Source organism: Holdemania sp. 1001095H_141210_F2 (genome assembly GCF_015558105.1).
Lineage (GTDB): Bacteria > Bacillota_I > Bacilli_A > Erysipelotrichales > Erysipelotrichaceae > Holdemania.
Genome location: NZ_JADNPO010000038.1, coordinates 1 through 22315, shown reverse-complemented (window position 1 = coordinate 22315; position 22315 = coordinate 1). Strand labels below are relative to the sequence as shown.

Here is a 22315-nt window from a genome sequence, read left to right as displayed (position 1 = left end):
TTGTTTTTCAAGCGGCATTCCGCTACACTGAAAATAGAGAAAGAAGGCAAACGTATGGGTGAATTATCAAAGCTGCCGAATCTGGGAAAAGAATTGGAACGCCAGCTGAACGAAGTCGGAATCACCACCGCGGATCAGCTGATCGCGCTGGGCGCCCAGCAAGCCTGGTTAAAAATTAGGGCTGTCGATCCTTCCGCCTGTATCCACCGCTTGTACGCGCTGGAAGGCGCGATTCAGGGCATAAAGAAAAGCGAGCTCAGCCCCGATAAGAAGGCCGAGCTCAAAGATTTTTATTCTGTCTACAAATAAGCGTCAGGCGAATTCTTCGGAATTCGCTTTTTAAATCAGAAAGCGAAGATAGTCCAGATCGACCTGCATATAGCCGACTACGCCTTGTCCCAGATCGACTTTAATCCACTTGTAGCCATCTTCCAGAACCGTGGCGCTGATTAAATCCACAGGCAAGCTTTCACCCGGGCTCAGCTCCGCGATCACGGTTCCTGAAATCACGGCATTGCGCACATAATAGATGTTGCGGCGGCCGACGCCGTGCACGACCTGCACCGTAACATACGGATTAATCCACTGAATATCCTGTCCCCCCTCTTCGTTCTCGCCGATAATCACCGGATAGTTTTTATACGCGGTATTCAGATCACAGCGGCCGGGCACGCCGGGCACAGATCCGCTGCTCGTATATTGCCACATCCCGCAGGGCAGCGACGGTCCGTTGACATTCCATTGGGCCAGCCACAGATCGTAGCGGTCCAGCTCGCTCAAGATCAGCTTGTTAAGAAACCAGTCCAGACTTGCGTAAACCATCGGATAGAAGCCGGCTTCTTCTATTTTCTGGCAGGTGTAGCGGCAGATTTCAGTATTCAGCGCTTTGTTATACAGTGTTCCGTGGCGTTCTTTATAACCGTCTGCATCTTCCATGTCGATTGCGACCGGCATGCGTGGAGAAAAATGCCGGGCCAGCGCGATCAACTTTTCGGCCTCACGCATCATCTCGGATTCGTTTAAAGCATAGCTGTAATGATACAGTCCGTATGGCAGCCCCGCGTCGTTGCATTTACGCACATTCTCACGAAAGCGTAAGTCTTCAACGAAGTGACCCCAGCTTGACCGCAGCATCACCGCTTCCACGCCAGACGCCCGGACCTGCCGAAAATCCACATTTCCATCATACTGACTGATGTCGATGACTTTCATATTGTGTCCTCCTTTCTTCCCGGATTGTCCGGTAATCCATTTTATTCACGGAGAAGAAGGCGCTCTGGCGCATGTTCCTAAACAGTTGAAACAAAAAAGGTGCGGTGAATATCTTTACGATATCCGCCACACCATTTTATTGATCACGCCCACGTAGCTCTGAATAATCTTCACCACTTTCGTGCTTACATTTTCTTCAACATAATCCGGGACCGGAATTCCGTAATCCCCGGACAGATTCATCTGTACTGCCGTATCGACTGCCTGCAGCAGCGACTTTTCATCAATTCCTGCTAAAACAAAGCAGGCTTTATCCAAGGCTTCCGGTCTTTCCGTGGATGTCCGGATGCAGACGGCCGGAAATGGATGGCCTATGCTGATAAAGAAGCTGCTTTCCTCCGGTAATGTGCCCGAATCCGAGACCACCGCAAAGGCATTCATCTGCAGGTGATTGTAATCATGAAAGCCTAACGGTTCATGTTGAATCACCCGCGGATCGAGCTGAAAGCCTGACGCTTTCAAACGATTGCGGGAACGCGGATGACAGGAGTACAGAATCGGCATATCATATTTTTCCGCCATTTTATTAATCGCGTTAAACAACGAAAGGAAATTCTTTTCCGTATCCAAATTCTCTTCCCGGTGAGCGGAAAGCAGAATATAGCGATGCGGCTGCAAGCCCAGCTTTTCTAAAATCGTCGAGCTTTCAATTTCACTCAGATTCTGATGCAGCACTTCCGCCATCGGCGATCCGGTTACATAGACGCGCTCTTTCGGCAGACCGCATTCATGCAGATACTTTCGCGCATGCTCAGAATACGCCAGGTTGACATCGGAAATGATATCGACGATCCGGCGGTTTGTTTCTTCCGGCAGACATTCGTCTTTGCAGCGGTTCCCGGCTTCCATATGGAAAATGGGAATATGCAGACGCTTGGCGGCGATCGCAGATAAACAGGAATTGGTATCTCCCAGAATCAATAACGCTTCCGGATGAATTTGACTCATCAGCTTGTAGGAACAGTTGATGATGTTGCCTACGGTTGCGCCTAAGTCGTCCCCTACCGCATCCATATACACTTCCGGATCCGCGATCTTCAGGTTTTCAAAGAAGATCCCATTTAACGTGTAGTCATAGTTCTGGCCCGTATGGGCTAAAACCACATCAAAATATTTCCGGCATTTGTTGATCACCGCCGCCAGCCGGATGATTTCCGGCCGCGTGCCCACGATGATTAAAAGCTTAAGTTTTCCGTTATCCTGAAAATGGATAGAAGAATAATTGGTTCTGATTTCACTCATTCTGCTGCCTTCCTCCCTACTTCTTCAAAAAAGGTATCGGGTTGCTCCGGGTTAAAGATTTCATTGCACGTCATCACAGTAACCAGATTTTCAGTTTCTGACAGATTGATGATGTTGTGCGTCCACCCGGGAATCATATAGACGGCTTCTATCTTCTCACCTGACACTTCAAATTCAACAAGTTCCCCGGTATGAATATTCCGTTCCTGAATTAAGCCATGACCCGCTACGACAATGAACTGTTCCCATTTGCTGTTATGCCAATGCTGCCCTTTTGTAATGCCAGGTTTACTGATATTAATACTGACCTGACCGCAGTCCAGCGTATGCAGGAGTTCCGTAAAGCTCCCGCGTGCATCACAGTTCATCTTCAGTTCATACTTAAATTTCTCCGCCGGAAGATAAGTTAAGTATAAACTATACAATTTCTTCGCAAAGGAGCCTTCCGGAATTTTAGGCATCATTAACGTCTCCGGCTGCGCTTTGAATTGTTCCAGTAAATCGACAATCTCGCCCAGGGTAACCTTATGCGTCACAGGCACGCAACAATAACGTCCGGCTTCTTTTAGAACCGTTTCTACTCCGTCAAATTCACAGTGCTGTTCTTTTCCTTCCAGAAGATCAAACATGCCTTCGATCAGATCATCAATGTAAAGTAATTCTAATTCTGTACTTCTGTCATTCACAGTGAACTCTTCATCATTCGCCACAGCCCAGCAGAACGTCGACACCGCTGAATTGTATTTAGGACGGCTATGGCCCATTAAGTTCGGAAACCGGTACACCGCGACTTTGGCTCCCGTTTCTTCAGCATACTGAAAAAACAGTTCTTCGCCTGCTTTCTTACTTTTGCCATACTCCGATTCCCCAAACCTTCCAGCCAGCGTCGCCTGAATCGAAGAACTCAGCATGATCGTCGCGTTGTTCTGATGTTTTTTCAATAATTCCAACAATGTCGATGTAAACCCAAAGTTTCCCAACATGAATTCAGCCGGATCCTGAGGCCGGTTGACGCCTGCCAGATGGAATACAAAATCAGCTTTTTCACAGTACAGTTCTAATTCTTCTACCGTAGATTCCCGATCATATTCATAGATCTCATCGACCTTCAATCCCGGCCGAGTTCTATTTTTATTTTCTTTGATATTCTTCAGATTGGCAACCAGAGCTGTTCCTACCATACCCTTAGCGCCTGTAACTAATATGTTCATTCCACACCGCCTATCACGTTGATATTGTACTATTTGTTTAAATGGGATTCAAGGAATTATTTTTGTACCATCCTCTATAAAAGTCTAAAGATTCGTTTTTATACCTTATTGTTTATTATATCCCTGGCCAATATTTATATCAGCTATTCAATAAGGAAAACCGTTTAATCTCACCCCAATAAAACGCTGGTATATCCCTTTTCTTTTACCGGTTTAAGCCCTACATTATAATAAATTCTTTTCAATTTCCTGATTTCTATTATTAAATTGATATAAATTATTAACAATCTCTAGTCCAATTCCAATGTCATCTCATAAATAATTAATTCACAAAATATTATCAACGACTCATTTTCTGTTATGAACGGTTATTCAAAAAAGAACTTTCTAACACCTTGAAGTAACAAAAAAGGGCGGATTTCTCCGACCTCTTTGCATTAGATCACTTCAGGATTTTCAATCACGTGCAGAACATATTGCCCATTCTCCACGTCCACTTTCATCGTGCAGTTGCCCTCGTTGCCCCGTTCAATCATCTTACGGGCAATCAAGGTTTCAATCGTTCTCTGGATATGCCGCTTCATCGGCCGCGCTCCGAAGACCGGATCCACGCCCAGCTCAACGATCTTCGCCTTTGCCGCGTCGGTGACTTCAAGCGCAATATCCTTCTTCGCTAACCGGCCAGCCAGTTCATGCAGGAACTTATCAGCGATCTTGATCAGCACTTCATTGTTCAAGGCATTGAAGACGATGATCTCATCGATCCGATTGACGAATTCCGGTTTGAAATACTTATGGACTTCGTCCATATACCGGCGGTTGCGTTCTTCCTTATCGCTGTCGAACGCATATTGTGAGCCGAGGTTGCTGGTCATGATGATCAGCGTATTCTTGAAGTCGACGGTGACGCCCTTGTTATCGGTGATCCGACCGTCGTCCAGGATCTGAAGCAGGATGTTGAAGACATCCGGATGAGCCTTTTCCACTTCGTCCAGCAGCACGATGGAATACGGCTTTCTGCGCACTGCTTCCGTCAGCTGACCGCCCTCGTCGTAACCGACATATCCCGGAGGCGCGCCGATCAACCGCGACACGCTGTGCTTCTCCATGTATTCGCTCATATCAATCCGGATGATCTTCGATTCATCGTCAAATAACTGCTCCGCCAGCGCCTTGGCCACTTCGGTCTTACCGACGCCGGTCGGGCCTAAGAACAAGAACGAACCAATCGGCCGGTTTTCATCCTGAATCTGCGCCTTGGACCGCAGAATCGCTTCCGTGACCAGCTCCAGCGCCTCATCCTGACCGATGACCCGCTGCGCCAGCGCGTCCTGCAGATGCAATAATTTCTGCCGTTCCGTTTCAATCAGCTTGCTGACCTCGATGTGCGTCCAGCGGGAAACGACCTTGGCGATCTGTTCCTCATCGACGATCTCCTGGATCATGTGTTCCTCTTTTTTGTTCTGCGCCGACTCGCGGATTTTCCGCTCCAGCGTCGGGATCGTGTCATACTGCAGCTTCGCCGCTTCCTCATAGCGCGCTTCGTTCTGCGCCTGCGTGAAGTCCAGGCGGGCTTTTTCCAGCTGCTCCTTGTAAACCTTGGCTTCGTCCAGCTTACGCTTTTCCTGCTGCCATTGGTTGTATTTGATTTCTTTTTCTTCTTTCAGATCCGCCAGTTCCCTGCGCAGCTCCTCCAGCCGCTGCAGCGTCTTGGCGTCGGTTTCCTTTTTCAGCGCCGTTTCTTCAATTTCCAGCTGCATAATCCGCCGCATCAGCTCGTCCAGCTCTGTCGGCATCGAATCCATCTCCACCCGCAGTGAAGCGCAGGCTTCATCGACCAAATCGATCGCTTTATCCGGCAAAAACCGGTCGGTGATATAGCGGTTGGACAGCGTCGCCGCAGCAATGATCGCTTCATCGAGAATCTGTACGCCATGATAGCTTTCAAACCGATCCTTCAAGCCCCGCAGGATAGAGATTGTGTCTTCCACGGACGGTTCGTCGACCTGAACTTTCTGGAACCGGCGTTCCAGCGCCGCATCCTTCTCAATATACTTGCGGTATTCATCAAACGTCGTCGCTCCGATACATTTCAGTTCGCCCCGCGCCAACATCGGCTTCAACAGGTTGGCTGCGTCCATGGAGCCTTCCGTCTTGCCCGCGCCGACCAGATTATGAATCTCGTCGATAAACAGGATGATGTTGCCGTCCGCCTGCTTCACTTCGTTCAGCACCGCTTTCAGCCGTTCCTCAAACTCGCCACGGTATTTTGCGCCGGCGATCAGTGCGCCCATATCCAGCTCGATCAGTTTCTTTTCCTTCAAGCCGAATGGAACGTCGCCGTTCATGATCCGCCACGCGATGCCCTCGACAATCGCCGTCTTCCCGACACCCGGTTCGCCAATCAGCACCGGGTTATTCTTTGTTTTCCGCGACAAGATCTGGATAACCCGCCGGATTTCCTCATCCCGGCCGATAACCGGATCGATCTTGCCGCTCTTGACGTCCTCGACCAGATCGTGTCCGTATTTCTGCAGCGCATCCAGTTGATTTTCCGCGTTCTGTTCATTCATCTTCATTCCACCTCGTCTTTCTTCCTCCGCTTTTTCAAGCGCTTTTTTCGTAATTCCGGTCGCTTCCAGAATCGCCTTGGCGACGGCGCTGCCACCGAACAACAAGCCGATCAGAAATGCTACCGAACTCATATAGGTTTCTTCGTGTGCCTGACTCCACTTCAGCGCTTCCTGATACGCCTGATTCACCTCGCGGGAGAGGTTCGGTTGAGCGCCGGAAGTACTGGAAGGCAGCCGTTTCATATAACTGTCGACGATCTGCAGCGTCCGTTGCTTGTCTTGTCCCAGCCGCTGCCACAAGCCGTCGATGCCGTCGTCTTCAAAAATTGCTTTCAGACAATGCTCGACGTTCAGCTCGCTCTGGCCCTGCGCCTGCGCCAGCTGGATCGCTTCCATTAAGATCCGCTGCAATCGTTCTGTCATCTGATCAATATTCATAGGATGTCCCTCCTTACACTCGTTAGTATATCACTTTTAGCACTCTAGTCAATAGAGTGCTAAACAAAATTTTTAAGAAAAGGGTTCGTTGTCCCGAAACCCTTTCCATCGTTATTTAAAAGCTTTCTTGAACTTGTCGAAGACGGATTCCTTCCCGCCTTTCGCCTGCAGCTTGCGCAGCTTTTCATACATTTCTTTTTCTTCGCCGCTCAGCTTCTTCGGGATTTCGATCTTCACCTCAACGAGCTGATCGCCTTGACCAGACCCGCGCAGATCTTTCACGCCCTTGCCTTTCAGCCGGAACTGCTGGCCGTTCTGCGTTCCTGAAGGAATCGTCAGCTCGACGTCGCCATAAACCGTTGGCACGTCGACCGAACAGCCCAGTGTTGCGTCCACTGAAGAAATCGGAATCGTAATGTAGATATTCCGGCCGTCGCGCACGAAATAATCGTGCTTCATGACCATGATCTCGATATACAGATCGCCGTTTGGCCCGCCGTTGGCGCCGCGTTCACCTTTGCCGGATACCCGCAGCTGCTGCCCGGACTGAATGCCGGCCGGGATCTTGACGTCGACGCTCACGCGTTTATGTTCATAACCCTTGCCGCCGCACTTGGAGCATTTTTTACGGATTTTCTTACCCGTGCCGCCGCAGTCCGGGCAGACACTCTGGGACTGGAATACCCCGAACGGCGTCCGCTGCTGCGTAACGACCGTTCCGGAACCGTGACACGTCGGACAGACGGTAACGTCATCCTTGGAATGCGCACCGGTTCCCATGCATTGAGAACACTGTTCATCCACGTCGATCGTGATCGTCTCCGTCTTGCCGAAGATCGCGTCCATAAAGCTGATCTTCATCTGCATGTAGCGGTCCTGACCCTTGCGCGGGCCGTTGGACCGGGCCCGGGATCCGCCGCCGCCAAAGCCGCCGCCGAAGAACGATCCGAAGATATCGTTCAGATCGTCAAATCCGCCGCCGCCAAAACCGCCGCCGAAGCCGCCGGCGCCCATACCGTCCATTCCCGCATGACCGAACTGATCATAGGTCGCCCGTTTCTGCGGGTCGCTGAGCACTTCGTAGGCCTCGTTGACTTCTTTAAATTTTTCTTCTGCACCCGGTTCCTTGTTCACATCCGGATGGTATTGCTTCGCCAGTTTTCGATAGGCTTTTTTTATTTCATCATCGGAAGCGCCTTTGCTGATGCCCAGGACTTCATAATAGTCGCGCTTTTCGCTCATAAAACATCACCCTCCTGCTACTCTATACTTTTGATGAACCGGTCCAGGCCCGCGCCGCCGGTAACCCGGATCCGCGGCAACCTGTACAAATCCATTCCGGGTTTTATTTTACCATATTCTGTCGTAAAAGCCAGCTGAACCCCAGCTTCCTGTAAAATTTCTACGGCGTGATCGTTCACGTCGCCAAACGGATAACAGTAGACGAAGCCGCCGTCGACATATTCCAGCGACTGCCGGGTATCCGCTACGCCCTCATCGTGATCGACGCACAGGATCCGTCCGCCATGGCCGGCCTTGCATCCGCCCTGATGCATCAGGAAGGAATGCGACTGCAGCTCTAAGCCATCCTCGCGCATCTGAAAAAACTCATACGGCAGCTGCGGATTCATCCAGCCCGTGATCAGAAACAGCGTCGCGTTATAGCCGAAATCCTTTAATACCGGATAAGCATATTGATAAACCCTCGGATCGCCGTCGTCGATCGTAATCGCGACCGATTTCTCCGGCACATCCGCCCAGCCTTTCATCATCATTTCCACTTCGCGCATCGTCAGCGCGACGTAGCCGCCCTCCTGCAACGCCTGCAGCTGCCCGCGGAATTCCTCCACCTCGACGAAATTCACGTTTTCGCGGCTCTGACCCTCGGCTTCACTGTAAAAGAAGTGATACATCAGCACTGGCAGCGACGTAGCCGCCGGTCCGCCACTGCCTGGCCGGGCGATCGTTTCTTCAACCTGAGCGGAATCCACCCAGACGATTCGTCCCTGCAGCTCAACGCCGTAAGCGCCGTCCTTCTGGGCATACACCAGCCATTGCTGATCCGTGCTGGTCGTCAGGATCGTTTCGCCGTTGTCATCCAGCATCCGGGTGCCGGCCTTCAGCTTCACCGCAAAATCCTTTTCCAGTAAATGATTGGTCGGATTCAGCCAGCGACCGGAAGGCGTTACCTCCAGCGCGTTGACCAATACCTGCGCACCGCCCTCCTGATCCATTCCATCCAAGGGCAGATATTGTGAAGTGATCAGATTCGGATCGTTGATTTCTTTTAACTGAACCAGCTGCCCCGGCTGCAGCACGGCAAACGGTTCCGGTTTGCCGCCGTTCATCACGACGAGCTCCACCGGCTGATCGCTGCTGACGCAGCGGCCGTTGCATTCTTTGACATGCGCCAGCTGTTCCTCGCTCAGCGAGCTTGTCAGCACGGCGTTGTCCGCATTTTCCAACTGACCGGCGTTGTTCTTGGGGGTGCGGGAACAACCGCTGATCAGCACGCTCAAACACAGAAATCCCAGTATGGAAACCAGGATTTTTGTGCGGCGTGAATTGTTATTTCTTTTCCTTGAAATCGGCATCGACGACATTGTCATCCTGAGCGCCTGCGCCCGCATCAGCACCCGGAGCACCCGCCTGCTGCTGATACATCGCCTGAGCCATATCGTTGGCTGCCTTTTCAAGCTGTTCCATCTTGGTCTTCAGCGTGTCGATATCGTTGTTGTCAATTGCCGTGCGCAGTTCGTCGCGCAGCTTCTTGACTTCTTCCTTCTGCTGATCGGTGACGTTCGCGTTTTCCGTATTCAGTGTTTCGTCGATCTGATTGATGAACGCTTCCGCGCGGTTCTTCAATTCGATTTCTTCTTTGCGCTTATCGTCTTCCGCCTTGTGATCTTCCGCCTCACGAACCATCCGATCGATTTCTTCATCGCTTAATCCGGAAGAGTTGGAGATGGTGATCGACTGGGACTTGCCTGTGCCCTTGTCCTTCGCTGAAACGTGGACGATACCGTTGACGTCAATGTCAAAGGTAACTTCGATCTGCGGAACGCCGCGGCGGGCCGGTGCGATGCCGCCTAACTGGAAGTTGCCCAGCGTCTTGTTATCGTTGGCCATCGGACGTTCGCCCTGCAGGACATGGATATCAACCGCCGGCTGATTGTCCGCCGCTGTCGAGAAGACCTGGCTCTTGGAAGTCGGGATCGTTGTATTTCTTGGGATCAGCACGGTCATGACGCCGCCCAGCGTTTCGATACCTAAGCTTAACGGTGTAACGTCCAGCAGTAAGACGTCCTTGACGTCGCCGCTGATGACGCCGCCCTGGATCGCCGCGCCCAAGGCTACGACTTCATCCGGGTTGACGGAACGGTTCGGTTCCTTGCCTAATTCCTGACGGACAGCTTCCTGAACCGCCGGGATTCGGGTTGAGCCGCCGACTAACAGGACCTGATCAATATCATTCTTGGTTAAGCCGGCATCCTTCAATGCCTGACGAACCGGAACAACCGTGCGGTCGACCAGCGATTTGGTCATCGCGTCAAACTGCGCGCGGGTCAGCGTCGCTTCAAAGTGCAGCGGTCCGGCTGCGCCGGCGCTGATGAACGGCAGGGAAATCTGTGTCTGAACCATACCGGACAGATCCTTCTTGGCCTTTTCCGCCGCTTCCTTCATTCTCTGCAGCGCCATCCGGTCCTGCTTCAGATCAATACCATTTTCTTTTCTGAACTGATCTGCCATCCAGTCGACGACCACGTTATCGAAATCATCGCCGCCTAAATGGTTGTCGCCTGCGGTTGCCAGAACTTCAAAGGTGCCGTCGGCCAGATCCAGAATCGAAACGTCGAACGTACCGCCGCCCAGGTCAAAGACGAGGACTTTCTGTTCCTTGTCAGTCTTGTCGATACCGAATGCCAGCGCTGCCGCTGTCGGTTCGTTGATGATCCGTTCCACTTCCAGGCCCGCGATCTTACCGGCGTCTTTCGTCGCCTGACGCTGCGCGTCGTTGAAGTAAGCCGGAACGGTGATGACGGCCTTGTCGACCTTCTCGCCTAAATAGCTTTCCGCATAGTCCTTCATGTAGCCTAAGATCATCGCGGAAATTTCCTGCGGCGTGTATTCCTTGCCGTTGAGCTGAACTTTCTCATTGGTGCCCATTTTCCGCTTGATCGAAATAATCGAATCCTTGTTGGTGACGACCTGACGCTTCGCCGCATCGCCGACGATCCGTTCGTTGTTCTTAAACGCGACGACGGACGGTGTGGTGCGGTTGCCTTCCGGGTTGGTGATTACTTTGGCTTCGCTGCCTTCCATGACGGCGACGCAGCTGTTGGTTGTACCTAAGTCAATACCGATAATTTTTCCCATAATAGAAATCCTCCTTATTTATTTACACATTTTCACTTATTTGCTTATTCGCTGACCTTGACCATCGCGGCGCGCAGGATTCGGTCTTTTAACATGTAGCCCTTCTGCAGCACCTCGGTGACGTGGTTGGGTTCGACGCCCTCGACCGCTTCCATCATCAAAGCCTGATGGAAATTCGGATCGAATTCCTTGCCCTGCGCTTCGATCTCGCTCACGCCCTCTTTGGTCAGCGCGTGAATGAGCTGCTGATAAATCATTTCCACGCCTTTGCGGTAGCTTTCGGTTTCCGGCGTCGGCTCGATTGCCAGCGCCCGTTCCAGATTGTCCAGAACCGGCAGGATATCGAGCGCGAAACTTTGGATCCGGTATTTCCGGGTTTGCTCGGCTTCCTGCTGAAGACGCCGCCGGGTATTCTCCGTATCCGCGTAGGCTTTCAGGTATTCGTTCTTCAGTTTAACGTTTTCCCCTTCCAGCTCGCTGATCCGTGTCTTCAGTTCTTCAATTTCATTTTTCTTGGAGAAGAAGCCTTTCTTCTTCTCGTCTTTCTTGTCTTCCTTTTTTTCTTCCGGCTGCTCCGCCGCTTCTTCCGCGGCCGGCGCTTCCGGTTCCACCTGCGGGCTTTCCGTCATTTCTTCGGTCTCGCCCGGCGCCGCAGCCGTTTCCGGTTCGGCGTTCTGCTCGTCTTTTTTCATTTCTTCCTGGTTATTCATGGCTGCCTCCTTTTCCGTATAAACTCTCGATCGACTGACTGACCATTTCCAACAGCGAAACAATTTTGTCGTAATCCATCCGGGATGGTCCGAAGACCATCAGCTGGCCTTCCTCCTCGGAACCAAGCTTGAACTTGCTGGTGACGACGGCCATGTCGTTGACCCATACCAGCTGGGCGTTTTCGTTCATCTTCAGCGCCAGCTCCGAATTGGTTGTGGTGCCGATCTGACGCCACAGGCTCGGGTTCTCCATCATCGTCATCAATTCCTTCAGCTTTTCAATGTCGGCAAATTCCGGCTGGTACAACATGTTGTTCTGGCCGCTGAAATATACGTTCTCGCTCGCGAACTTGACAAACGCGTTGACAAACGCCTGAAACAACATTTCATGCCGTTTGACATGCGCCGCCAGGATCGGTTTGATCGAATCCATCTTATCCACGACGTCTTTGATCAAAGTGCCCTTCAATCGGTCGTTCAGAATCTGGCAGCAGGTTTGGATATCGTCTACTGACAGGTCGTCGTCGAACTGGAACGTCCGGTTTTCCGTATGCCCCAGATCGGTAATAAAGACTGCCACAGCACTTCGGTTGCTGATCGGGAACAGCTTGACATGCTCCAGCCGCTGCCGGCTCGCATCCGGCCCCAGCACGCCGGAAGTCAGGTTCGTCATCTGCGAGAGGATGTTGCAGCTCTCGCGGATGGCATCGTCCAAATTCAGCGGTTTGCTGGCCAGCTGCTGGCGGACTGCCACTTCCAGCTGGTTATCGACCTTGTGTTCCATCAGATGTTCGCAATAGAACTTATAGCCTTTTGTGGAAGGCACGCGGCCGCTGGAGGTATGTGTTTTTTCCAGCAGTCCCATTTCTTCCAGGACCATCATGTCGTTGCGGATCGTTGCGCTGGAGTAAGGGAGCTGATACTTTTCCATCAGAGTCTTGGAACCGACCGGCTCGGCTGTCTGAACGAACTCGTCGACAATGGCCTTGAAGATTTCAATCCGCCTTGGTGTCAGCATCATCCCGCCTCCTTTAGCACTCTTTCCCGATGTCTGCTAACAGTATAATCCAGCTTGTTAGCACTGTCAAGTTAAAAGTGCTAATTTTTTTCAAGTTTTCAAGCTTATCGCTGTTCGACTTTCAGCTTGGGACTCATACACTTTACCAGGAGGCTTTTTGCCTATGAAAAAAGGAATGACAATCATCTTTTTCACGCTGCTGGCCGCGCTGCTTTATTATGGATCGGTAACCTACCAGGCATCCTGTCAGGCGTTGTCGATTTGGTTTGAAAAACTGGTGCCGTCGTTGTTTGCGGCGATGGTCGTAATCCGCATCCTTGATGGTCAGGGATTGTTAGCCGCCCTCTCAAGGCGGCTGTTTGGATTTACCGAGCGCTTGTTCCGCATCTCGCCGGCCGCTTTTTCCTTAGTCTTCGCTTCCTTCTTTCTCGGCTCGCCCGCCGGACAGATCCTGATCGACGATTATGTGCGGGATGGCCGGCTTTCGCAGGCTGAGGGGCAGCGGCTGGCTTGCTGCGTTACGGTCAGCACGCCGTCGTTTATCTTGATCACCTGCGGTTCGGTTCTGCTGCGATCCTTTCAATACGGCTTGATGATCTGGCTGGCGGAATTCTTCGCCGTGATGCTGCTGCTGTTCTTTACGCGCAAGACGCCCGTTGCGTTGCAACTGGATCCGCGCGGATCCGTTCCTTCCTTATTTGAGAATTTAAAAGACGCGGTTGTCCAGGCCGGCGTCAGCTTATATTTCATCGGGGCGTATCTTCTGCTGACACTGGTACTGCTGAATTTAGCGACGATGAAGCTGCCTGCTGCCTGGCATCTGCCGATTCAGTGCGTGACCGAGTTTTCCTTAGGCACCAACAATCTGGCGCTGCTGCCGCTGGCCGTGCCCCTGAAAGCGCTGCTGATGACGCTGGTGCTGGGATTTGCCAGCTTCAGCGTGCATCTGCAGGTCCTCTCGCTCACGCCGCATCTTCATCTGGCTTATCTGCGTTATCTCGCTTACCGGCTGATGCAGACCGGCCTGGCCGGCGGTCTCTTCCTCTTCTTGATGATGCTGCAAAGACTGCGCGGCTGATCATTGCTTTCATTTGTCCTTTCTGGCTTAAAACCACAGGAAAACCGCGGCGAATTTCCTTATTTTCGGATCCGCCGCGGCTCTTTTTATTTTCCAGCGCTCGTCTGAAGCCTCTGTCTGTCTAAAATCTGGCCGGGTGATTTTTCAGCCCCCATTTTCAGCGTTATCCTGATCAATGGAACCGCCTGTAAAATCCTGTACTGTTTGTTTCAAAGCCTGCGTTCCTTCTCACCCGTCCTGCCTGCGGGCAGTGAAGTCTGCCGCGGCGGTTTTTCCCCGCTGGGAAATCGCCGTTATTCCCCACCGGTTTTCTTTTTCAGCGGGTTCAGCTCTTCTTCAACCTCATTGATGATGGCTTCCGGGATAAACTTCGACAGATCGCCGTTGTTCAGCGCGATTTCCTTGGATACGGACGACGATAGAAAGGAATACCGCGGCCGGGCAACGAAGAACACCGTTTCAATCGTCTCATCCAGAAACATATTGGCCGTCGCCTGCTGCAGCTCATATTCATAATCCATGACCGCCCGGATGCCGCGGATCAGCACCTGCACGCCGATCGACTTTGCAAATTCCACCGTCAAACCATGGCCGACCACAACTTTGACATTCGGCAGATCGCGCGTGATCTCCTGCAGCATCCGCACGCGCTCTTCCTCAGTAAAGGCGTTGCGTTTGTTCGGATTCTTCATGATCGCAATGATCAGCTCGTCGAAGACCGACGATGCCCGCGTGATGATGTCCAGATGACCATAGGTCGGGGGATCGAACGATCCCGGATAACATGCTCGTTTCATAGTTCTGTTTCCTTTCGATAATAACTGATGCGGCTGATGCCGTAAGTTGCTTCCTTGACGCGATGCAGCTGATGGTAGGCCTCGTCAAACTCGTCTTCCTTTAGACTCTCCAGAATCACCTGTCCGTGATCGCGGATCAGATTTAACGCGTCGAGCTGCTGCATGATCTTGTGCAGCTGCTGCTTCTGATAAGGCGGATCCAGATAAACCAAATCCAGTTGAACACCCATGCCCGCCAATCGTCTTAACGCCGCGAAGCTATCGCACTTCCAGACGTCGCACTGCGCTTCAACCTGAAGCGAAGCAATATTGGCTTTGATCACGGCCGCCGCGGCCGGACTGCGGTCGACAAAATAAACATGCTCCACGCCTCGCGACAGCGCCTCCAGTCCCATTGAGCCGCTGCCCGCAAACAGATCCAGCATGACGCCGCCGTCAAAATACGGGCCGATCCGGCTGAATACTGCTTCCTTGACCTTATCCAGCGTCGGCCGGGTCTGATCGCCTTTGGGCGCCTGAATCAGCCGGGAACGAAATTTTCCTGCAACAATTCGCATTTTTTTACTCCTTGTGTGTATAAAGGACGGAAAACTCGGGCAAGATACTAGTGCATCGAAAGATGCTATCCCCCAATCTTTGTTTCTCCTCTCCCTTTCTTTGGAATTCCCGAGTCGCTTCGGGAATTCTTTTCTTTCTTTTTTCCAATCGCCGGCTTTTCCTATAAACAAGCATCGTTAAGCCCGCTCCGCTTTCTTACATCGCCATTTTTCCTACCAGCGTTGTCCTTCGCCGTTTATGCCGGCCCGCGTTTAACGTCTTATTCTATCTTCCCCTGACGGTATTGCGAGATCACCGCCTGGCCCATGCCAACCGCCACCATGACGGACAACGTACTGGAACCCCCTGCGGAAATCATTAACAGCGGCACGCCCGTCAGCGGGATCAAGCCGGTTACGCCGCCGACATTGAACAAAAAGTGAATGAAGAAATACATTGAAACGCCGATCAAAACAATCCGCCCGCGCTGACTTTTCATCCGGATCGCGTAGATAAACATCCGCCCGACGATCAGCGCATAACAGATAAAAATCAATAAGAAACCAAAGATGCCCAGTTCCTCGACGACGATCGCCAGGATAAAATCCGTGTTCGCCGCCGGGAAGTTCGTATACTTCTGAATCGACTTGCCATACCCCACGCCCTGCCATCCGCCGCTGGCAAAGGACACCAGTCCGTTGATCAGCTGGAAGCCCGTGCCGTATTTATCCGCAAATGGATTCATCGCCGAGGTGAAGCGGTTGATCTGATAGTTCTTAAACGGCAGCGCTTCGATCAGGTGTTCGCCCATTGGCGACAGGATCCATACGATCAGCACAACCCCGATGATCAGCAACATCACCAGCATCTTCTGCAGCCGTACTAACGAGGGATGGTAGGGGATCAGAAAACAGATGCACGCGATCCCCGCCATGACGATCGCCGAACCGAAGTCCGACTGCAGGATTGCGACGATGAAGCAGAAGCCCCCGACGATCAAGAGCGGGTTGCGCATCAAGTCTTTGGCCGTCAGCTTCAGGTTGCGGATATCGCCCAGATATGTCGCCATGACCATGATGATGACAACCTTGGAAAACTCCGAGGGCTGGATCGTGATCTCCTGGCCCGGAAAGGGAATTTTGATCCAGGCCCGTGCGCCGCCAACCTCCCAACACAGGGCTAACAAAAGCAGCACCAGCGTCAGGCTGACGATCGGCGTAATATTTTTCTTCATACGTTCAAACGTAAACCAGCGTGCCATCGTCACCATGCCCAGATATCCCAGAACCGTGAACGCCAGCTGTTTCATGATTGTTTTCATCAGCGTCATCACGTTGCCCGATGCCAGACCCATCGTTGCCGAAGCGACCATGAACAAACCGAACACCGCTAAAATCAGCGTACAGAGATGGATGATCAAATCATACCGGTACGGCATCCGAAAAGAAGTCTTTTTTTTCTGCGTCAAATTCATCCGCCTCCTGGTGACATTTTACCATAAATCCCAGCCCTGCACAAAAGAATTGAAGTTCTGTTTTTGACAATCAAAGGACGTGACGAGGAGACTGGTTTTGAATAGAATAAAGGAAAGAATCGTCAAAATTGGGCTGTTTCTGGCAGAAAGAAGAAAAAGAAAGCGCTTAAAAATCAATTTATGGAAAGCTTTCGTCAAATTTTCCTTTCCTTCTTTGCATTTCTTGAGTATTATATAAAGTGAGGTAGATTTTATGAACATAAACATGGATACCATTGTAAAGGACAATGACGCCCATCTGCGCGATAAATCAGCGCCGGTGTCTTTGCCGTTGTCCGAAGAAGATAAAAATACGTTAATGGAGCTTTTAACCTACGTCAAGGAATCGACGGATCCCCAGTTGGCGGAAACCAAGAATCTGCGTCCGGCGGTGGGCATCGCGGCGATTCAGATCGGCATCCCCAAGCAGCTTCTGGCTGTGGTTGTGGATGAAGAAGATAAAAACGGCAATCCGATTCATTACGAATACGCGCTGGCCAACGCAAAAATCATTTCTCAGTCTGTCCAGAACTCCTATTTGAAATCCGGCGAGGGCTGCCTGTCCGTTCTCGACGATCATCCAGGCTACGTCATCCGCAGCGCACGGATCAAGGTCAAAGGCTACGATATGCTTCAGGACCGCGAGGTGACTTTCCGGGCATCCGGGTATGTGGCCATCGTCCTGCAGCATGAGATCGACCATTTCAGCGGCATTCTGTTCTATGACCGGATCAATCAAAACGATCCGTATGCTCCCGTTGAAAATGCGATTGTGATCGAATAATTCCGTTTTTCGTTCCTGCCGGTCTTTCCAACGGCGTTTCCCTTTATAAATAAAATCAGAAAACTCATCGTTTTTGGCTGCCGCGGGGAGCTGAAATTCATTTCAGGCCATCCCGCGGTTTAGCCGTGAAATCGTCTCCCCTGCCAAGGGATTAGCAAAGAAGCGAACATCAATCATTAAAAGACAGGTGCATTGTTTTTTAAGAATAAAGAAAAGAGGTAAATAATGAAAGAAAATACTGCAGCGACGCCTGCAAAAAAAGCACCGCGTAAATCAACTCCCCGCAAGAAGTCCATTCCTGCGGGCGCCGTCAGCGAGGTCGTCGAAACTCCGTTTCATCGGGATACCGACACGCTCATCTACGCTCTGGGCGGTTTGGGTGAGATCGGTAAAAACATGTATTGCTTTGAGCATCAGGATGAAATTATCATCGTCGACGCCGGCGTCCGGTTTCCGGAAGAAAATCTGTTAGGCGTCGATTACGTCATTCCGGATTATTCCTATCTGATTAAAAATCAGGCGAAAGTCAAGGCGTTAATCATTACGCACGGACACGAGGATCACATCGGCGGCATTCCGTTTTTCCTGCAGTCGATCCGGCTCGATAAAATCTACGCGCCGCGCTTCGCCTGCTCCCTGATTCAGAAAAAGCTGGAGGAACGGCGGATGAGCCGGCAGGTCAAGCTCGTGCAGATCAACGAGGATTCGCGGATCACGACCAATCATTTCCAGGTCGGCTTCTTCAACACGATTCACTCGATCCCGGATTCTCTGGGAATTTTGATCAACACGCCAAACGGCCGGATCGTGGAGACCGGCGACTTCAAGTTCGACCTGACCCCGATCGGCACCAACAGCGATTATCAGAAAATGGCATACATCGGTCAGATCGGCGTCAGCCTGCTGATGAGCGATTCGACCAATTCCGAGGTTTCCGGCTTCTCGATCAGTGAGAAAAAAGTCGCGAAATCCTTATTGGAAATCACCCGCAAAACGCCGGGCCGCTTAATCGTTTCCACCTTTGCCTCCAACGTTAACCGCGTCGGTCAGATTCTGGAAGCGGCCGTAGCCTGCGGACGCAAGGTCGCCGTCTTCGGGCGGTCGATGGAAAACGTCGTGCAGATTGCACGCAAGCTCGGCATCATCGCCATTCCGGAGAAGCATTTCATTACGCCGGACCAGCTGAATTCGCTGCCGGCCAGTAAGATCTGCATCGTCTGCACAGGTTCCCAAGGCGAACCGTTAGCGGCGTTAAGCCGGATTGCCAACGGTACGCACCGCTGGATTAAAATCATTCCGGGCGATACCGTCGTGTTCTCGTCCAATCCGATCCCGGGCAACGCGGTCAGCGTTTCCCAGGTCGTCAATCAGCTGACGCGGGTCGGCGCCAACGTGCTGGTCAACAGCCCGCTGACCTCCCTGCATACGACCGGCCACGGTTCCCAAGAGGAACAGAAGCTGATGCTCCAGCTGATCAAGCCGAAATACTTCATGCCGGTGCACGGCGAATACAAAATGTTGAGGATCCATGCGGAGAGCGCGATTGAAACCGGCGTCCCGCGCGAGAATACGTTCATCTGCGCTAACGGCGACGTGCTGGTGCTGCGCGACGGCGAAGTCTTCCAAGCGGAAACCCGCATCCAGACCGACGATATCTATGTCGACGGCAACGATATATCCGGCTTGAGCACAGCGGTGCTGCGCGACCGCAAGATTCTGGCCGATAACGGCTTAGTCGCGGTCATCGTCACGATCGATTCGCGCACGAATAAAATTCTGTGCCGGCCGAATATCGTTTCCCGCGGCTTCGTCTTCATCAAGGAAAGTCAGACGCTCTTGAAGGAAGCGGAAATGATCGTTTATGAAGCTTTAAAGAAAAAAATGATGCAGAAAACGACCTTCGGCGAATTAAAGAATTGTATCCGCAGTTCGCTGGAACCGTATCTGTATAAGAAGACCAACCGCAATCCGATCGTCATTCCGGTGATCCTGAACCAGAAGGCCGCAATGCTGCAGATGCAGCAGAAACGCGAAGCGGCCGCTGCGGCGCATAAGGATGAGGAAGGCGCGGTAAAGCGGACACGCAAGCCGAGAAGCACACCGGCAAAAACAAAAAAAGCCCCGGCTGAAAATGGCGAAACACCAAGCCGGACACATTCCAAAACGAAACAAAACAACGCTGAATCTTAACGATCGGCGTTTTTTCTGTTCACATTTAAAGAAATCAGGAGGTTTATGATGTTTTATCTCATTCGTCATGGTTCTGCGGATTATACAGAAAAAGACACAAAAATTTATCAGGGATTCGGCAATCATCTCGCGCCCCTTTCCGTCAAAGGCATGCAGGAGATCGAAATGACAGCGGCCGATCCCCGGCTTGCCCAAGCCCGGCTGATCTTATCCCCGCCTTACACCCGTGCTTTACAAAGCGCCGCGATTCTTTCCCGCTGCTTCCAGATTCCGCTGCAGGTAGAAACTGATCTGCACGAATGGGTGGCCGATCAAACCTACGTTTATTTACCGGACGAGCAGGCAGCGCGGCATTACGATGAATTTCAGGTCTGTGGCGGGTTTTATCCGCCCGGCGAAGAAAAAGCCTGGGAATCCCTTCCCGCGATGCGCCGGCGCATGATCCGTGTCTTGCGGCGTTATTGCGGCCTGGGAGACATCCTCGTTGTCTGCCATGGTCTGGTGATCCAGTCACTGTGCGGCTTCCATCCTGAAAACGGGGAGATCGCGGCATTCGATCTTGATTCCTGCATACGTGATCAAAATACAGAACAAAGCAAAGGATGAAGTAAAATGAATAAATTTAAAATTGCGCTGGTTCAGCACAAAACGAAAACAACCGACGTTCAGGAAAACACGATGCTTGCACTTCGCTATATCGCGGAAGCGAAGCAGGCGGACGCCGACTTTATCCTGTTTCCGGAGTGCTTCCTGACAAGCTATGCGTTTCCTGAAATCTGTGAAACCCTTACGCCGGTGGAAAGTCTGGAAGACGCCCCCAGCTTCCGCGCCTGGTGTGAGAACGCCCTGACGGATGAAAGCGCCGCATTGAATATAATCTGCCAAGCCGCAAAACGCCATGCCATCGGTGTGGAAATCACGGCTTTTACTCAAGGGAAGAAATATCCTCAAAACAGCGCTTATCTCATCGACCGAAACGGTACGGTGCTCATGAAATACAGTAAAGTGCATACCTGTGATTTTTCGTTTGAGCGTTATCTCGAGAGCGGCGAAGAATTCAAGGTCTGTCATTTTGAGGATCTCTGCCTTGGCACGATGATCTGTTACGACCGGGAATATCCGGAAAGTGCCCGGGAGCTTATGCTTCAAGGCGCCGAGCTGATCTTAATTCCCAACGACTGCGGCGATATCAAGCCGTTCCGCCTTCAGGAGCTTTCCGTAGCGGCAATGCAGAACCAGGTCGGCGTCGCGATGGCGAATCCGCCGGGAGAAAAAGCGGGATGTTCGTGCGCCTTTCATCCCCAGGTCTGGGATTGCCAGGATAACTGTCTGACAGTAGCGAGCGAAACGGAAGACGGTCTGGTCTATGCAACGTTTGATATCGACGCACTGCGCGCCTATCGAAAGCGGGAAGATCTGGGCAAATACAGAAAAGTTAACGCCTACCGCCATCTCTGCCGGAAATAGTCAATCGCAATTATTCTATTTCAATGACGTTTAGTATGGTCATCAGTAAAAAACGGATTTCTCCCCTTCGCTTCTGTTGGCGATGGAAATGAAATCCGTTTTCTTTATCGTGTTTCGCTGCTGAAACCGAAGATCACATCCGCTGGCCCCTGTTGATCGCACGCCCCAATCACCGCGTGAGCGCGCTTGAGGATTTCCGGCTTGGCGTTGGCCACGGCATAGCTGAGGGGAAACTGTTCAAACAAGCACAAATCGTTCAGATCATCGCCGAAGACTGCGATCTCTTCTTTCCGCAGCTTGAGGATTTCCTGCAGCTGTGTTAACGCGGAGGCTTTGTTGCAGGTGATCGGAAGCACTTCCAGATTATGCGTAAACGCCGAAGTCAGCGCGATCTGCGGTATGTCGTCGATCTGACCGCGGATCTGATGCAGAGCGTCCAGCGACGCGCTGCGCATCTCAACCTTAAAGATCGGGTCGGCGAGTTCTTCCAGTCTTTCGAATTGCCGATAATCCGCTTCAAACTGACTCAGCGGCGTGTTCTGCGGAGTTTTGCCGCAGCCAGGAACTGTAAAATAGCGCCGATAGTGCTCCTCTACGGGCAGAAATGTATATTTCAGCTCGCCGCTGTACAGCGTGGTCAGCACCTCGGGATGTCTCAGTTTGGGAAGCAGACGCTGCACCAGATTCTTATCCAAGGCCTGAACGGCCCGAACCTGTCCTTGCGGATCGCGCAGCTCCGCGCCGTTGAGATCGATCATCCAGCCTTCGACCTTGGAGCCTTCCAGAATCCGCCGGGCAGCCGGAGCGTTGCGGCCGGTTGCCGCGCAGAATTCAATCCCATCCGCTTTCGCTTTGCGCAGAGCTTCAGCGACACGCGGATAAATCAGCTGAGTGCTGCGCTCTAAAATCGTTCCGTCAAAATCACATACGATTAACTTGATCATCTTATTTCCTCATCCTGTTCGTTTTTTTTCTTTGATCCTGCTTTTCATTTTAGCGGAGAATGTCAGAAAAAAACAGCCCTTTCGGACTGTTTTCAGCTTATTTTGGTTCTATAAATTTTGGTGTTGGTGGAAACCAACGCCTTTTTTTCTTGAGCATAAAAAAA

19 protein-coding genes are annotated in these 22315 nt (G+C 51.7%); 6 read left to right on the top strand and 13 right to left on the bottom strand.

The annotated features are described in order from the left end of the window. Positions 1 to 54 precede the first annotated feature (54 nt). Positions 55 to 309: a TfoX/Sxy family protein gene (locus I2G61_RS15070; RefSeq protein ID WP_039864335.1), complete on the top strand. Its 255-nt coding sequence runs from the start codon at positions 55 to 57 to the stop codon at positions 307 to 309. Between the two features lie 30 nt (positions 310 to 339). Here the strand turns inward: I2G61_RS15070 and I2G61_RS15065 are convergent, their stop codons facing one another. The 9 genes from I2G61_RS15065 to hrcA all read right to left on the bottom strand — a co-directional run bounded on the left by I2G61_RS15065 (position 340) and on the right by hrcA (position 12841). After that, complete coding sequence (locus I2G61_RS15065; protein ID WP_072684262.1) at positions 340 to 1212, bottom strand: GH25 family lysozyme; 873 nt, start codon at positions 1210 to 1212, stop codon at positions 340 to 342. 114 nt (positions 1213 to 1326) lie between these two features. After that, complete coding sequence (gene wecB / locus I2G61_RS15060) at positions 1327 to 2514, bottom strand: non-hydrolyzing UDP-N-acetylglucosamine 2-epimerase (protein WP_072684261.1); 1188 nt, start codon at positions 2512 to 2514, stop codon at positions 1327 to 1329. Further along, positions 2511 to 3725: an NAD-dependent epimerase/dehydratase family protein gene (locus I2G61_RS15055; protein WP_072684260.1), complete on the bottom strand. Its 1215-nt coding sequence runs from the start codon at positions 3723 to 3725 to the stop codon at positions 2511 to 2513. The genes wecB and I2G61_RS15055 overlap by 4 nt, the downstream gene beginning before the upstream one ends. Before the next feature lie 437 nt (positions 3726 to 4162). Then, positions 4163 to 6736, bottom strand: a complete 2574-nt coding sequence (locus I2G61_RS15050) for an ATP-dependent Clp protease ATP-binding subunit (RefSeq protein WP_072684259.1) — start codon at positions 6734 to 6736, stop codon at positions 4163 to 4165. Positions 6737 to 6847: 111 nt separating this feature from the next. Beyond that, positions 6848 to 7978 (bottom strand): molecular chaperone DnaJ, encoded by a 1131-nt coding sequence (dnaJ, locus tag I2G61_RS15045; protein WP_072684258.1) that lies wholly within the window; start codon positions 7976 to 7978, stop codon positions 6848 to 6850. Between the two features lie 17 nt (positions 7979 to 7995). After that, positions 7996 to 9345: a polysaccharide deacetylase family protein gene (locus I2G61_RS15040; RefSeq protein ID WP_159432777.1), complete on the bottom strand. Its 1350-nt coding sequence runs from the start codon at positions 9343 to 9345 to the stop codon at positions 7996 to 7998. Beyond that, positions 9305 to 11113, bottom strand: coding sequence for a molecular chaperone DnaK (gene dnaK, locus I2G61_RS15035; protein WP_072684256.1), 1809 nt, complete (start codon positions 11111 to 11113; stop codon positions 9305 to 9307). Before dnaK ends, I2G61_RS15040 begins: the two co-directional genes overlap by 41 nt. A gap of 44 nt (positions 11114 to 11157) precedes the next feature. Next, on the bottom strand, positions 11158 to 11823 hold the full coding sequence (grpE, locus tag I2G61_RS15030; RefSeq protein ID WP_195548416.1) for a nucleotide exchange factor GrpE: 666 nt from the start codon (positions 11821 to 11823) through the stop codon (positions 11158 to 11160). Continuing rightward, on the bottom strand, positions 11816 to 12841 hold the full coding sequence (hrcA, locus tag I2G61_RS15025; protein ID WP_072684255.1) for a heat-inducible transcriptional repressor HrcA: 1026 nt from the start codon (positions 12839 to 12841) through the stop codon (positions 11816 to 11818). Before hrcA ends, grpE begins: the two co-directional genes overlap by 8 nt. Before the next feature lie 163 nt (positions 12842 to 13004). Here hrcA and I2G61_RS15020 point away from each other — a divergent pair, with 163 nt between their 5' ends. Further along, positions 13005 to 13919 (top strand): hypothetical protein, encoded by a 915-nt coding sequence (locus I2G61_RS15020; RefSeq protein WP_072684254.1) that lies wholly within the window; start codon positions 13005 to 13007, stop codon positions 13917 to 13919. A gap of 293 nt (positions 13920 to 14212) precedes the next feature. On the opposite strand, the gene coaD is transcribed toward I2G61_RS15020, so the two are convergent. The 3 genes from coaD to I2G61_RS15005 form a co-directional block, all read right to left on the bottom strand. After that, on the bottom strand, positions 14213 to 14716 hold the full coding sequence (gene coaD, locus I2G61_RS15015; RefSeq protein ID WP_072684253.1) for a pantetheine-phosphate adenylyltransferase: 504 nt from the start codon (positions 14714 to 14716) through the stop codon (positions 14213 to 14215). Further along, complete coding sequence (rsmD, locus tag I2G61_RS15010) at positions 14713 to 15444, bottom strand: 16S rRNA (guanine(966)-N(2))-methyltransferase RsmD (RefSeq protein ID WP_255524715.1); 732 nt, start codon at positions 15442 to 15444, stop codon at positions 14713 to 14715. The genes coaD and rsmD overlap by 4 nt, the downstream gene beginning before the upstream one ends. Before the next feature lie 89 nt (positions 15445 to 15533). After that, positions 15534 to 16727, bottom strand: coding sequence for an FtsW/RodA/SpoVE family cell cycle protein (locus I2G61_RS15005; protein WP_072684252.1), 1194 nt, complete (start codon positions 16725 to 16727; stop codon positions 15534 to 15536). 253 nt (positions 16728 to 16980) lie between these two features. Between I2G61_RS15005 and def the strand changes: the two genes are divergently transcribed. From def to I2G61_RS14985, 4 genes are all read left to right on the top strand, one after another. Next, positions 16981 to 17550 (top strand): peptide deformylase, encoded by a 570-nt coding sequence (gene def / locus I2G61_RS15000; protein WP_072684251.1) that lies wholly within the window; start codon positions 16981 to 16983, stop codon positions 17548 to 17550. Positions 17551 to 17775: 225 nt separating this feature from the next. Then, on the top strand, positions 17776 to 19740 hold the full coding sequence (gene rnjA / locus I2G61_RS14995; protein WP_139248599.1) for a ribonuclease J1: 1965 nt from the start codon (positions 17776 to 17778) through the stop codon (positions 19738 to 19740). Positions 19741 to 19788: 48 nt separating this feature from the next. Continuing rightward, the gene (locus I2G61_RS14990; protein ID WP_195548415.1) at positions 19789 to 20346 is read left to right on the top strand and encodes a histidine phosphatase family protein; all 558 of its coding nucleotides are present in this window, start codon (positions 19789 to 19791) and stop codon (positions 20344 to 20346) included. A 6-nt stretch (positions 20347 to 20352) separates the two neighbouring features. Next, a complete protein-coding gene (locus I2G61_RS14985) occupies positions 20353 to 21207 on the top strand; it encodes a carbon-nitrogen hydrolase family protein (RefSeq protein ID WP_072684249.1) in 855 nt (284 codons plus the stop codon). A 104-nt stretch (positions 21208 to 21311) separates the two neighbouring features. Here the strand turns inward: I2G61_RS14985 and I2G61_RS14980 are convergent, their stop codons facing one another. Further along, positions 21312 to 22151 carry an HAD family hydrolase gene (locus I2G61_RS14980; protein WP_072684248.1) on the bottom strand — a complete coding sequence of 280 codons (840 nt, stop codon included), beginning with the start codon at positions 22149 to 22151 and terminating at the stop codon, positions 21312 to 21314. Positions 22152 to 22315: the final 164 nt, after the last annotated feature.